This is a genomic window from Flavobacterium sp. 20NA77.7, assembly GCF_031326205.1.
In the GTDB taxonomy this organism is placed as follows: Bacteria; Bacteroidota; Bacteroidia; order Flavobacteriales; family Flavobacteriaceae; genus Flavobacterium; species Flavobacterium nakdongensis.
Genome location: NZ_CP133721.1, coordinates 774,367 through 788,375 on the forward strand (window position 1 = coordinate 774,367; position 14,009 = coordinate 788,375).

Annotated in this window: 10 protein-coding genes and 2 tRNA genes; 6 read left to right on the forward strand and 6 right to left on the reverse strand. The window is 34.7% G+C overall.

Annotated features, from left to right (window positions below; translation table 11 throughout):
- Positions 1 to 130 precede the first annotated feature (130 nt).
- Both purL and RF683_RS03320 read right to left on the reverse strand, forming a co-directional pair.
- Positions 131 to 3,835 (reverse strand): phosphoribosylformylglycinamidine synthase, encoded by a 3,705-nt coding sequence (gene purL, locus RF683_RS03315; RefSeq protein WP_309532796.1) that lies wholly within the window; start codon positions 3,833 to 3,835, stop codon positions 131 to 133.
- Between the two features lie 148 nt (positions 3,836 to 3,983).
- Positions 3,984 to 5,537: a hypothetical protein gene (locus RF683_RS03320; RefSeq protein ID WP_309532797.1), complete on the reverse strand. Its 1,554-nt coding sequence runs from the start codon at positions 5,535 to 5,537 to the stop codon at positions 3,984 to 3,986.
- Between the two features lie 97 nt (positions 5,538 to 5,634).
- Between RF683_RS03320 and RF683_RS03325 the strand changes: the two genes are divergently transcribed.
- The 5 genes from RF683_RS03325 to xerD all read left to right on the forward strand — a co-directional run bounded on the left by RF683_RS03325 (position 5,635) and on the right by xerD (position 9,042).
- Positions 5,635 to 6,057, forward strand: coding sequence for a PaaI family thioesterase (locus RF683_RS03325; protein WP_309532798.1), 423 nt, complete (start codon positions 5,635 to 5,637; stop codon positions 6,055 to 6,057).
- Positions 6,057 to 7,085, forward strand: a complete 1,029-nt coding sequence (locus RF683_RS03330; protein ID WP_309532799.1) for an isochorismate synthase — start codon at positions 6,057 to 6,059, stop codon at positions 7,083 to 7,085. Before RF683_RS03325 ends, RF683_RS03330 begins: the two co-directional genes overlap by 1 nt.
- Before the next feature lie 107 nt (positions 7,086 to 7,192).
- Positions 7,193 to 7,909 carry a bacillithiol biosynthesis deacetylase BshB1 gene (gene bshB1 / locus RF683_RS03335; RefSeq protein ID WP_309532800.1) on the forward strand — a complete coding sequence of 239 codons (717 nt, stop codon included), beginning with the start codon at positions 7,193 to 7,195 and terminating at the stop codon, positions 7,907 to 7,909.
- Between the two features lie 86 nt (positions 7,910 to 7,995).
- Positions 7,996 to 8,071: transfer RNA gene (locus tag RF683_RS03340), tRNA-His, on the forward strand.
- A 65-nt stretch (positions 8,072 to 8,136) separates the two neighbouring features.
- Positions 8,137 to 9,042 (forward strand): site-specific tyrosine recombinase XerD, encoded by a 906-nt coding sequence (gene xerD / locus RF683_RS03345; protein ID WP_309532801.1) that lies wholly within the window; start codon positions 8,137 to 8,139, stop codon positions 9,040 to 9,042.
- A 98-nt stretch (positions 9,043 to 9,140) separates the two neighbouring features.
- Here the strand turns inward: xerD and scpA are convergent, their stop codons facing one another.
- From scpA to udk, 4 genes are all read right to left on the reverse strand, one after another.
- Entirely contained in the window at positions 9,141 to 11,261 is a 2,121-nt protein-coding gene (gene scpA / locus RF683_RS03350) for a methylmalonyl-CoA mutase (protein WP_309532802.1), read from the reverse strand.
- Between the two features lie 2 nt (positions 11,262 to 11,263).
- Positions 11,264 to 12,628 (reverse strand): methylmalonyl-CoA mutase subunit beta, encoded by a 1,365-nt coding sequence (locus RF683_RS03355; protein ID WP_309532803.1) that lies wholly within the window; start codon positions 12,626 to 12,628, stop codon positions 11,264 to 11,266.
- 100 nt (positions 12,629 to 12,728) lie between these two features.
- The gene (locus RF683_RS03360; RefSeq protein WP_309532804.1) at positions 12,729 to 13,091 is read right to left on the reverse strand and encodes an FtsB family cell division protein; all 363 of its coding nucleotides are present in this window, start codon (positions 13,089 to 13,091) and stop codon (positions 12,729 to 12,731) included.
- A complete protein-coding gene (udk, locus tag RF683_RS03365; RefSeq protein WP_298658246.1) occupies positions 13,091 to 13,702 on the reverse strand; it encodes a uridine kinase in 612 nt (203 codons plus the stop codon). Before udk ends, RF683_RS03360 begins: the two co-directional genes overlap by 1 nt.
- A gap of 197 nt (positions 13,703 to 13,899) precedes the next feature.
- Here udk and RF683_RS03370 point away from each other — a divergent pair.
- Positions 13,900 to 13,974, forward strand: a tRNA-Pro gene (locus tag RF683_RS03370).
- Positions 13,975 to 14,009: the final 35 nt, after the last annotated feature.

Sequence of the window (14,009 nt, forward strand, 5' to 3'; positions counted from 1 at the left end):
AAAAAGTCGAAAGTTTGTCATTTCGAACAAAGGGAGAAATCACACAACACTGATTATGAGATTCCTCCTGACGTCGGAATAAGAAATTAAAAGTTAATATTTTTACTTTTAGGACAGCTTAATTAGAATATTAGTTTTTGTTTTCAATCCATTTTCTGGCATTCACAAAGGCTTCCAACCACGGTGAAACTTCATCTTTTTGACCTCTATCTGGGTAATTTGCCCAATTCCAAGGGAAAGTAGAACGCTCAATATGTGGCATCATCACTAAATGACGACCCGTTGTGTCGCATAGCATCGCAGTATTATAATCCGAACCATTTGGATTGGCAGGATAGCCTTCATACCTATATTTTGCAACAATATTATATTGATTTTCTGGCATTGGCAAATTGAATTTTCCTTCACCGTGCGAAATCCAAACTCCTAAAATAGCACCTTCTAATGTAGAAAGCATTACCGAGTTGTTTTTCTGAATTTTAACCGAAGTAAAGCCACTTTCGTGTTTGTTAGAATCGTTGTGTTTCATTTTTCCGTGCACTTCGTGTTCAGGATTAATCAGTTCTAATTCCATCATTAATTGGCATCCGTTACAAATTCCTACAGAAAGTGTATCCTCTCTTTTAAAGAAGTTCTTTAAAGCGGTGTTTGCTTTTTCATTGTATAAAAAGGCACCTGCCCAACCTTTAGCAGAACCCAACACATCTGAATTAGAAAAACCACCCACAGCACCAATAAATTGAATGTCTTCTAAAGTTTCACGTCCCGAAATTAAATCGGTCATGTGAACGTCTTTTACATCAAATCCTGCTAAGAACATCGCATTTGCCATTTCTCGTTCAGAATTACTTCCTTTTTCACGAATAATGGCAGCTTTTGGTCTTGCACCAGCAGGAATTACAGGTAATTTACCATCAAATTGAGATGGAAATGTAAATTGTAATGCTTGTTTATCAAAATTCTCAAAACGTTCGTTGGCTTTTCCGTTTTTAGTTTGTTTTTGATCTAATAAATAAGATGTTTCAAACCAAGTTCTTCTGGTTTCAGTTATCGAGAAGTTAAACAAATCATTAAAATTAGTAATAGAAACTAAATCACCTTCGGTCACGGTTCCAATTTTATGTATCGTTATACCGTTAGCTTTAAATGTAGCTTCAACTTCGGCATCAGCTTGAAAAACCACTCCAATATTTTCATTGAACAAGGTTTTAATAGCATCGTTTTCACCTAATACAGTTAAATCATACGTTGCTCCTAAACCTACTTCTGCAAATGACATTTCTAATAAAGTCGTAATCAAACCACCACTACCAATATCGTGTCCGGCTTTTATTTTTCTGTCTTTAATTAACTCTTGTAAGGTGTTGAATGCTTTTTTGAAAAACGCAGCATCTTTTATAGTTGGTGTTTCAGTACCAATTTTATTTTGCGTTTGATAAAAAGAAGAACCTCCTAATTTAAAAGTATCTTGTGATAAATTGATGTAGTAAATTGCTCCGCCATTTCGTTGTAAAATAGGTTCCACTACTTTAGTAATATTCGAACAATTTCCAGCTGCCGAAATAATAACCGTTCCTGGTGCAATTACTTCGTCATTTGGATATTTTTGTTTCATCGACAAGGAATCTTTTCCTGTTGGAATATTGATTCCCAATTCAATAGCAAAATCCGAACATCCTTTTACTGCTTGATACAAACGGGCATCTTCACCTTCGTTTTTACACGCCCACATCCAGTTTGCCGATAAAGAAACCGAAGCTAAACCGTCTTTTAATGGTGCCCAAACTAAATTTGAAAGCGATTCTGCAATGGCATTTCTACTTCCTGCTACCGGATCAATTAAAGCCGAAATAGGAGCGTGCCCAATAGAAGTAGCAATTCCTTCTTTTCCTTTATAATCTAAAGCCATTACACCCACATTATTTAAAGGCAATTGTAACGGACCTGCACATTGTTGTTTGGCAACTTTTCCACCTACACAACGGTCTACTTTATTGGTTAACCAATCTTTACAAGCTACTGCTTCTAATCGTAAAACTTGATTTAAATAAGTTGGAATTTCACTTGCTTTATATTCCGAATTGCTGTAATTTCTATCTATAGTAGTATCTGTCATTATGGTTTTTGGCGAACTTCCAAAGAAGTCTTCCAAGGCATAATCCATTGGTTTTAATCCCGTTGATTTGGATTGAAATGTAAAACGATGGTCGTTGGTTACATCTCCCACTTCATACATTGGAGAGCGTTCTCTATCCGCAATGCGTTGTAACGTTTCAATGTCTTTTTGTCCAATAACCAATCCCATTCTTTCTTGCGATTCGTTTCCGATAATTTCTTTTGCAGAAAGGGTAGGATCGCCTACAGGCAATTTATCTAAATCAATTAAACCTCCTGTTTCTTCTACCAATTCCGATAAACAATTTAAATGTCCACCCGCACCGTGGTCGTGAATAGAAACTATTGGGTTGTTATCACTTTCCACCAATCCACGAATGGCATTGGCGGCACGTTTTTGCATTTCTGGATTGGAACGTTGGATGGCATTTAGTTCAATTCCTGAACCAAAAGCACCTGTATCGGCTGAAGATACTGCAGCTCCACCCATTCCAATTCTATAATTTTCACCACCCAGAATGACAATTTTATCACCTGCAGTTGGATTCTTTTTTTTCGCTTGGTCTAATTTTCCATACCCAATTCCACCTGCTTGCATGATTACTTTATCGTAACCTAATTTTCTACCATCTACAGCTGAAGTACTCGATTTGGAAACTGAGGCACTCGAAGTTTCTTCGTGTTCAAAAGTTAAAATAGAACCAGTAATTAAAGGTTGTCCAAATTTATTTCCAAAATCGGATGCACCGTTTGAGGCTTTAATTAAAATATCCATTGGTGTTTGGTAGAGCCATTCTCTTTCATTCATAGCTTTTTCCCAAGGGCGATTTTCAGCTAAACGAGAATAAGATGTCATATACACTGCTGTACCTGCTAAAGGCAACGACCCTTGTCCGCCAGCTAAACGGTCACGAATTTCTCCTCCCGAACCCGTTGCGGCTCCGTTAAAAGGCTCAACAGTTGTTGGGAAATTATGTGTTTCTGCTTTTAACGAAAGTACCGAATCAAATTCTTTTTCTTCGTAAAAATCGGGTTTGTCAGCACTTTTTGGTGCAAACTGTGTTACTTTCGGACCTTTAACAAAAGCCACATTATCTTTATAGGCTGAAACAATTTCGTTTGGATGTGTTTCAGATGTTTTTTTGATTAATTTGAATAAAGATGTCGGTTGTTCTTCACCATCAATAATAAATGTTCCGTTGAAAATTTTATGACGGCAGTGTTCTGAATTGGCTTGTGAAAAGGCAAAAATTTCAGAATCGGTTAATTTTCTTCCTAATTTAGTAGAAAGATTGTTTAAATAATCAACTTCTTCATCGCTCAATGCTAAACCTTCTGCTTTGTTGTACGATGCGATATCGTCAATTTCTAAAATAGTTTCAGGTTGAATATTAATTGTGAAAATATCTTGATGTAATTCTGTATACTTTTGAAACAACATTGGATCAAAATCATTGAAATCAATCGATACTTTTTCGAATTCTTCAATTCTGATAATTCCTGAAATACCCATATTTTGAGTAATTTCAACAGCATTAGTACTCCAAGGTGTAATCATTGCGGCACGAGGTCCAACAAAAAAATCCGCAAGTACGGATTTTTCTATTTTATGTGCGTTGCCAAAAAGCCAATTTAATTTAGAGCAATCTTCTGTCGATAAATTAGTTTGCGTTTGTATCGCAAAAATAGTGTTGGATTGGTTTCCGAAGAAATGAATCATTGTGTAGTTATTTTTAGTTCTTGGGACTGAAAAATAGTCCGTATTAGTTGTGTTGTTGTTTATAGTGCAAATTTATTTTAAAATGTTTGAACAAACAAAAAATACCTTTAAAGATACTAACAAAAAAGCTCCATTTATTAACGATGTTTTAGTTAAAAATGATGTAATTATAGGCTCCCATATCTGTTGAACCAGTTCGAGGTTTGTTCAAAATATCATTAAATGTAGAAAAAGTTGGATTTGCACTTCCCTTAGCAGCGGATTGTTCGCCAATGATGAATTCATTTGTTGGCGTGTTTTTAAAATAAGGTTTGTTTGTTGTTGAATTTGTTCCGATAATACAATTTATAAATTTAGGATTTGTAGCGAATTGATACAATGCATTAGATCCATATTGGTTGTTGCTGTCAAAAAATTTAATCAAACAATTTGTAAATTGATAATTGAAAGCCATACCATTTTTTTGCAAGGCTAAACTCAAATTAGCACTTCCGTAAAAAATACAGTTTTTAAAATTTGCTGTTTCTAAAGGTGTAGGCACATTATTAATCTTATCATCGCTCACTACCAAACACGTTTGATTTGGCGTACTCCAATAATTAGCAAAAGTACAATGTGTAAAATCATATTTCCCACCAAATGTACAGGCTAAACTAGCTTGTCCACAATTGTTAACCACCACATTTTTACCAGTAATATTTCCTGTTCGGGCAAGAATACCTACATTGGTACAATTGTAAATTTGAGTGTTTTTTAGGTCAAGAGTAGGTATATTTGTTCCGTCATTGCCTGAAATTAATAGCCCAACAGTAGCATTTTTAATCGTTAAATGGTCAAGAGTATTGTTTTTACTTCCTGGAAGAAACCAAATTGTACCCCATTGTCCTGCTACATCTCTGTACTGAGGCTCTAATCTATCGCCTTCAAAAATGACTTCATTTTCAAGCGCATCTGTGGTTGAATGGTTTCCATTGACAACTAATGAAGCATTTTCTGAAACGATTAACCCCGAATTAGCATGAAAATGTACACGCGCCCCAGCATCAACGGTTAAGGTTTGATTTCCGGGAATTTTGGCATATCCATAGATAACATAAGGTTTTGTATTTGTCCAATGTAATTCATTTCCATTTATAGGGTCAGATGTGCTTAAATTACTTCCTGTAATAGTTATTGGGTTATTGTTTGCATCTACACCCAATTGAATTTGCTCATAGGTATAATTAGCTGAGCTGCCAGAACGAGAGGGATAAATAAAATAAGCATCTTGAATTAAAGTTACCAATTCTACTTTTTGAAAGTTGGTGAAATCGCCAAATTGGATTTGATCTGTATATAAAAAATCAGCAGGATTAGCATCTGCAATCGATGAGGTCATTTCTACAAAAATAAATAAACTATCATTTGCTAGTAATTCTATATTTTCAAATTCTTTTCCAGACAATCCGTCAACCATAAGACGGTATTTTGATGCTTGTCCTTTTGCTAATCGTACTTTTGGAATGGCAATGTTTTTATTGGTTTTATTGTATACTTTTAAGGTATAGGTGCTAGATCCAATATTGGAAAATACAGTATCTAAATAAACGGTATCCTTTGAAAACGCTAAATTTCCAATAGAAGGTTCAAAGGTAAATTCACTTCTACAAGAGCTTAGTATAACTGTTGTTAAAAGAATTAGAAAAATAAAAAAATTGCGCATACGATTATTTTGTTCGGTAAATATAACGATAAAAGTAGAATTTTGGTATGTTTACATTTCAAAAACATTATTTGTAACTTTGTCAAAAAAAAAGAACATGGTATCAAAGGAAGAAATGCTACAATTATGTAATCAATGGTCTAAAAACACCTTAATGGAAACGTTAGATATTGAATATATCGATGCTGGAGAAGATTTTCTAAAAGCGCAAATGCCTGTAAATTCCCGTGTACATCAACCTATGGGATTATTACATGGTGGTGCTACAGTTGCGCTAGCAGAAAGCGTGGGTAGTGCTGCTTCATTAATGTTCATTAATCCTGAAAAACAAGAGGTTAGAGGTATCGAAATTAGCGCTAATCATGTACGCTCAAAACGTGAAGGTGTGGTATATTGTACGGCAAAAATTCTACATAAAGGAGCTAGCATTCATTTATGGGAAATTAAAATTGTTGATGAACAAGACCGTTTAATTTCATTATGTAAATTAACAAATATGATTTTATCCAGAAGACAATAATGCCCATTTTTGAGAAAATAGAACAGTGTTTAATAGCGCAAAATCCTTTTGTAGCTTATTTAAAGCCTAATGAATTAACATGCAATTTATTGGTGCAAAAAGACGCTGATTTAAAGTTGTTTTCAGGACAATCGGGATTTGTTTTTTTTCCTTTTGATAAAGGAGATAAAGTAGTTATCCCTTTTGAAGAGGCAGATTTTTCTCAAGGAATTATCGAGAAAAAACATTATAATTTAGTTTCTGATATCTCAAGCAGTCAAACGGATAAAGTCGTTTTTGAACAGTTGGTTTCAAACGGAATTGAAGCTATAAAAAAGGGTGAATTTGAGAAAGTAGTTTTATCGCGAAAAATTGTTTTAAAGAAACAACTTTCAGTTTTAGAGACCTTTCAGAATTTAATTTCGACCTATTCATCCGCTTTTCAGTATTTGTTTTTTCATCCCAAATTAGGTTTATGGATGGGAGCAACACCGGAGCAATTAGTTAAAATAAACCAGCAACAATTGGAAACGGTAGCTTTGGCAGGAACTAAATTGTATTCAGAAGAAGTAAAATGGACTCAAAAAGAAATTATAGAACAAAAAATTGTAACTGATTATATAGTTTCAAACATTGACAAAAAGGTAGAAAATATAAAAGTTTCTGGTCCAAATACAACTAAAGCAGGAAATTTAGCCCATCTTAAGTCTATAATTACGGGACAATTACCTTCAGATAATTTTGCTATGACTTTGATTGAAAATTTGCATCCAACACCTGCTGTTTGTGGAGTTCCTAAAAATGTGGCACAATCCTTTATACACAATCATGAAGGCTATGACCGAAAGTACTATACTGGATTTTTAGGTGAATACGCCATAGCAGGTTCTACAAATTTATTTGTAAATTTACGCTGTATTGAGATAGAGGAAAAGGCCGTAACTATTTACGTTGGTTGTGGGATTACTGGTGACAGCATTCCTACTAACGAATATATAGAAACAGAAAACAAATCGATGACGATGCGAAATGTTTTAGTAACAAAGTAAAAAATAAAAAGTTATGAAATCGCCATTAACAAGAAGTTTGTGCAAGCAAACACCAACAAATAAAAGCGATAACATATATGACCGCTAACAAATTAACTTTTACATATATGAAATTAGATATAGTAGCTTTTGGGGCTCATCCCGATGATGTAGAATTAGGCTGTTCAGGAACTATTGCTAAAGAAATTTCTCTTGGAAAAAAAGTAGGCATTATTGACTTAACTCGTGGCGAATTAGGTACTCGTGGTTCAAAAGAAATAAGAGAGCAAGAAGCCACTGCTGCAGCGCAACTATTAGGTATTTCTTGTAGAGAAAATTTAAATTTTAGAGATGGTTTTTTTGTAAATGACGAAGCGCACCAACTCGAAATTATTAAAAGAATTCGTAAATACAAACCAGAAATTGTATTGTGTAATGCTATTGATGACCGACATATAGATCACGGTAAAGGAAGTAAATTAGTGAGTGATGCTTGTTTTTTGGCAGGCTTAACTAAGATAGAAACGGAATTAGACGGACAAGTACAAGATGCTTGGCGCCCAAAAGTTGTGTATCATTACATACAATGGAAAACCATTGAACCTGATTTTGTGGTAGATATTACTGGTTTTATGGATAAAAAATTGGAAGCTGTTTTTGCTTACGGTTCGCAGTTTTATACTGAAAATTCTAACGAACCTGAAACACCTATTAGCTCTAAAAATTTTATTGAAAGCATTAAATACCGTGCTCAAGACCTTGGAAGACTTGCAGGCGTAGCCTATGCCGAAGGTTTTACAGTAGAAAGATATGTGACAGTCAATTCGTTAGGGGATTTGAAGTAAAAAAAAATAAAAAACCTTTGCAGGATAGTTGGAAACAATTATATTTGCACTCGCAAATGGAGCTCTGCTTCGGTTGTACAACAAATGGTGATTGTAGCTCAGTTGGTTAGAGCGTCGGATTGTGGTTCCGAAGGTCGCGGGTTCGAGACCCGTCTTTCACCCAAAGCCCTACAGCAATGTAGGGTTTTTTTGTTTTTATATGTTTTTTTCTTAGTACTTTTGTGTCTATGGCAAATTGGACGACCTATATTAATGAATATCAAAATTACCTCAAATTGGAGCGGGGTTTGTCTATAAATACCATTGAAAATTATTCTTTTGACATAGAAAAGTTGACTGCCTATTTAACTGAAAATCAAATTGATGTTTCGCCCATAACCATTACGGAAGAGCAAATACAAGGGTTTATTTATCATATTGCTTCATTGGTTAATCCTCGCTCACAATCACGCATTATTTCTGGTTTAAAAAGTTTTTTTACTTATTTGGTTTTTGAGGAATATAGAAAAGATATGCCAATGGAACTTATTGAAGTGCCTAAAACAGGTAGAAAATTACCCGATACGTTATCTACTGAAGAAATTGATTTATTAATAGGCGCTATAGATTTGACTTCTATGGAAGGCGAACGAAATAAAGCTATGTTAGAAACCTTGTACAGTTGTGGACTTCGTGTTTCAGAATTAGTAACTTTAAAAATATCCGATTTATTTTTTGAGGAAGGTTTTATAAAAATTACAGGAAAAGGAAATAAGCAACGTTTTGTACCTATTGGGTCCTCTACTCAAAAGTTTATTACTATTTATAAAGAACAAGTGAGAAGCCATATTACTATTCAAAAAGGATATGAGGACACGTTATTTTTAAACAGACGTGGCAAGCAATTGACACGTGCCATGGTGTTTACTATTATTAAAGATTTAGTCAAAAAAATAAACCTTCAAAAAAACATAAGTCCGCACACGTTTAGGCATTCTTTTGCTACGCATTTACTTGAAAACGGTGCCGATTTGCGTTCAATTCAGTTAATGTTAGGCCACGAGTCCATTACCACGACTGAAATTTACATGCATTTAGATCGTAAGCATTTGGCACAGGTCATGGAAACGTTTCATCCGAGGGGTAGTAAATAAAAAAAACACTAACGTTTTGCTAGTGTTTTTGCTTTTAAATTATGTGATTTAGCTTTGCTGAACTTACGTTTCTCTTTTGTCGAAATGACAACGAAAAATTAATCCTCTAGTAAAACTTCTAAAATACTAATTGCTGCTTCGCTAATTTTAGTTCCAGGACCAAAAACGGCTACAGCACCTGCATCAAATAAAAATTGGTAATCTTGAACAGGAATTACGCCACCCACAATGACCATTATATCATCTCGACCATATTCTTTTAATGCTGCTATCACTTGTGGTACTAAGGTTTTGTGTCCTGCGGCTAAAGAAGAAACACCTAAAATGTGAACATCGTTTTCAACAGCTTGTTTGGCAGCTTCTTGAGGCGTTTGAAATAGTGGTCCAATGTCTACATCAAAACCTACATCGGCATAGCCTGTAGCAACAACTTTTGCGCCACGATCATGGCCATCTTGTCCCATTTTTGCAATCATAATACGCGGACGACGACCTTCTTTCTTCGCGAATGCGTCGGCTAATTGTTTTGCTTTTTCAAAACTTTCGTCATTTTTTATTGCTGCACTATACACGCCACTTACTGATTTAATTTGTGCTTTATATCTGCCGAAAACAACTTCTAGTGCATCACTTATTTCTCCTAAGGTTGCTCTATTTCTTGCTGCTTCTACCGCTAAAGATAATAAATTTTCTTCACCTGTTTTAGCAGCTTGAGTTAATTTTTCTAAACATGCTTTAACTTTGGCAGTATCTCGAGAAGCTTTGATTTGTTCTAAACGTTCAATTTGTTGTTTGCGCACCATTTGGTTATCCACATCTAAAATATGTAAGGGATCTTCTTTTTCCAAACGGTATTTATTTACCCCTACAATAATATCTTGACTGCTATCAATACGTGCTTGTTTGCGTGCGGCTGCTTCTTCAATACGTAATTTTGGAATTCCGGCTTCAATGGCTTTCGTCATGCCTCCTAATTCTTCTACTTCTTGAATTAAAGCCCAAGCCTTTTCTGCAATTTCTGCGGTCAAACTTTCTACATAATAGCTTCCTGCCCAAGGGTCAACGGTTTTACAAATTTTAGTTTCTTCTTGTAAAAAGATTTGAGTATTACGAGCAATTCGAGCCGAGAAATCCGTTGGTAAGGCAATGGCTTCGTCTAAGGCATTTGTGTGAAGTGATTGTGTGCCGCCAAAAGCTGCTGCTGCCGCTTCGATTGTGGTTCGCGCTACGTTATTAAAAGGATCTTGTTCGGTTAAACTCCATCCCGAAGTTTGACAATGTGTTCGTAATGCTAGTGATTTTTCGTCTTTTGGATTGAATTGTTTCAATAGTTTTGCCCAAAGCATTCTACCGGCTCTCATTTTGGCAATTTCCATAAAATGATTCATTCCAATTGCCCAGAAAAAGGATAGGCGAGGAGCAAAGGTATCAATATCCATTCCTGCAGCTAATCCAGTGCGAATGTATTCTAAACCATCTGCCAACGTATATGCTAGCTCAATATCTGCTGTAGCTCCTGCTTCTTGCATGTGATAACCCGAAATGGATATCGAGTTAAACTTTGGCATATTTTTACTCGTATATTCGAAAATATCGGCTATAATTTTCATCGAAGGTGTGGGCGGATAGATATACGTATTACGTACCATAAATTCTTTCAGAATATCATTTTGAATGGTACCTGATAATAAATTAGGACTAACGCCTTGCTCTTCGGCTGCCACAATATAGAAAGCCATAATGGGTAAAACCGCACCATTCATAGTCATTGACACCGACATTTCATTTAATGGAATTTGGTCAAAAAGCACCTTCATGTCTTCTACTGAATCAATGGCAACACCTGCTTTTCCAACATCGCCCACCACACGTTCATGGTCAGAATCGTAACCACGGTGTGTCGCTAAATCAAACGCAACGGATAACCCTTTTTGTCCAGCAGCAAGATTTCTTCTGTAGAATGCGTTACTTTCCTCTGCGGTTGAAAATCCGGCATATTGTCGAATGGTCCAAGGTCTTCGAACGTACATAGTGGCATAGGGGCCGCGAAGATTAGGTGCAAAACCAGCTCCAAAACCAAGGTGTTCTAAATATGAGATGTCTTCTTTAGAATAAGTTGGTTTTACTTCAATATTTTCGGCAGTTGTAAATGAGTTTGGAGAAACTTCTAATTTCTGACTTTTAACTTCTACCTTTAAATGTTGTATATCTTTTCTCATGACTATTGCTCTTGAGCTAATCGTTCTTGTTCTACTTTTTCTGCCAATCGTTTTTCAATAATTGGAGTGATTAATGTTTTCCTAGCGTTTTGTTTTACGAAAGGGAATAATTCCAACTCATTTTTCATTCTGTCGTTTTGATTAGGATATTTATTTGTTCCTATTAAAACTTCTTTTCCTGTATCAAAAAGTTCTTGTTCTTTTTGTGCACTTTCGTTTATTTTTCTTTGGATAGTTCCTTCAATGAGTTGGGTAATCAAACCGCCATTTGCTTCAATATCTTTAAATAGTTCTAGTGCTTTTTCGGCCAATTGTTCGGTTAGCGTTTCAATATAATAGGCACCATCTGCAGGATTATTGACTTTATCAAAGTAACTTTCATTTTTGAGAATCAGTAATTGATTTCTTGAAATTCTATCACCAAATTCATTGTCTTTATGATAAATGGCATCGTAGGCTAAATTTGCTACTTCATCAGCTCCGCCCAAAATAGCAGCCATACATTCTGTTGTGGTGCGCAACATATTTACATTATAATCATACAATGTTTTGTTGCGTTTGGTTGGTGTTGCAATAATAGTACAATCAAAATTGTGGTTGTACTCTTTTGCTAATGTATTGAATAAGAGTCTTAAAGCTCTTAGTTTTGCAATTTCAAAGAAGTAATTTGTTCCTATTGCAACCTCAATAGTTATAGGCTGATTTAGGTTTAAAATTCGATTAAAATATTCATTTACATGTGCTAATGTATAAGCTAGTTGCTGTACACTAGTTGCACCCGCATTTTGATACGTTTGTGTATTGATGTTTATAAATCCGTTTGTTTCTTTTGAAGCGAGGATGTTTAATGCATCAAAATCATTGTTACTAGTATTAAACCAGTTACCTTCTTTAGCTAATTGACCTATTGGGTCAAGGAGTATGATGCATTTAACTTTGTTTTTGAGTGCAAATTCATTGATTTGATCACAAAAAGAAACGGATAAAAAGGGTAAATTAAAGTAATATGTTATCGACTCAAACGGTAAATTTTGCATTAACTCCGCAAGTACACAATTTTCATTTTCAATAGTAAAATAAATACTTTCTGCACCTCGCTTTAGTGTATCAAGTGCTTTTGCATTTGATTTTGCTATATCGTGCACAAATATTTTTTGCAGAATTTTAAAACTATTGGCAGATTTTGATGAAGTCATGCTGTCTTTAGTTTCATCAGCATGATAAAAAGGCTTTACTTTGATGCCATCTGGGGATTCCCATATAAGTGTTTCGTTATAATCGGCGCCTTTTAATTCAAATTGAATTTGTTGTTTCCATTGTTTTGAAGAAACGGGTTCAAATTCTGAAAAAAGTTTGTTTGTACTCATTATATATGGGTTTTGTGCAAAAAAAGTCTTAAATAGCCCTGATGGTAGCGGCATCTCCCGATTTTATGAGGGAATATAGCGAACAGCAGGACAAGTTGTCCTATTTATTTTTATTTTTGGCTTCTAGTATACTATCTTTCTCTTTTTCTTCTTCAAATTCAACGATGTAAATATCTTCACTGTCTTTTTTCATGTAATATTTTTCTCGTGCATATTTTTCGACCATATTATCATTTTTTAAGTGCTGAATTTTGATGCTATCTTTTCCAATTTCAGACTGATAATAAGCTTTATTGTCTTCTAATTCATCGATTTGTTTGTTTAACAGCCTATGTTCTAAGTAAGAATAGTTGTCTAGAAAAAGCATCCAAATAATGAAAATGACGAGTATCAAATAGTACTTGTTACTTAAAAACCGTAAAAAGGGGTATTTTTGGATAAGTAGTTGGAATTTTTTAAACATTACTTGTCAATTCTTTGATTAATAACCGCTCTAACCACATCTATAGCCACTGTATTGTATTTGTCATTTGGAATGATAATGTCTGCAAATGCTTTGGTGGGTTCAATAAATTGTTCGTGCATTGGTTTAAGTGTGCTTTGATATCTATTTAACACTTCTTCCATGTCACGTCCGCGCTCTGCAATATCTCTTTTTAATCTACGAATTAAACGTTCGTCTGAATCGGCATGTACAAATATTTTAATATCAAATAAATCTCTTAATTCTGGATTAGTAAAAATTAAAATACCCTCAACAATCATTACTTTTCGGGGATGCGTAATAATAGAATCATCGGTTCTGTTATGCGTTACGAAAGAATATACGGGTTGTTCAATAACATTTCCTGCTTTTAACTCTTTAAGATGTTGTACTAATAATTCAAAATCAATAGCTCTTGGATGGTCAAAATTAATTTTTGTACGTTCCTCATAACTTAAATTACTCGTTTCCTTGTAGTAGGAGTCTTGGGAAATAATACCTACTTCTGTTGAAGGTAATTCATTCATAATTTGGTGTACAACAGTTGTTTTGCCACTTCCAGTACCACCAGCAATTCCAATTATTAGCATATTTTACTAAATTTTATGAGAAGCAAATATAGAAATTATATTTGTTGAATTTTATCATTTCGGTGTAAAAAAAGGAATATTTTGCTAGTTTGATATAGACATAAAAAAAAGCAAAATTTAGTTTTGAATGTTTAAATATAGTTTTATATTTGCAACCTGCTTAGCTGAAAAACTATAATAATTCACTATAGCATTTGCGGGGTGTAGCGTAGCCCGGTTATCGCGCCTGGTTTGGGACCAGGAGGTCGCAGGTTCGAATCCTGCCACCCCGACAAGAAATCCTTTCCAATTTGGAAAGGATTTTTTT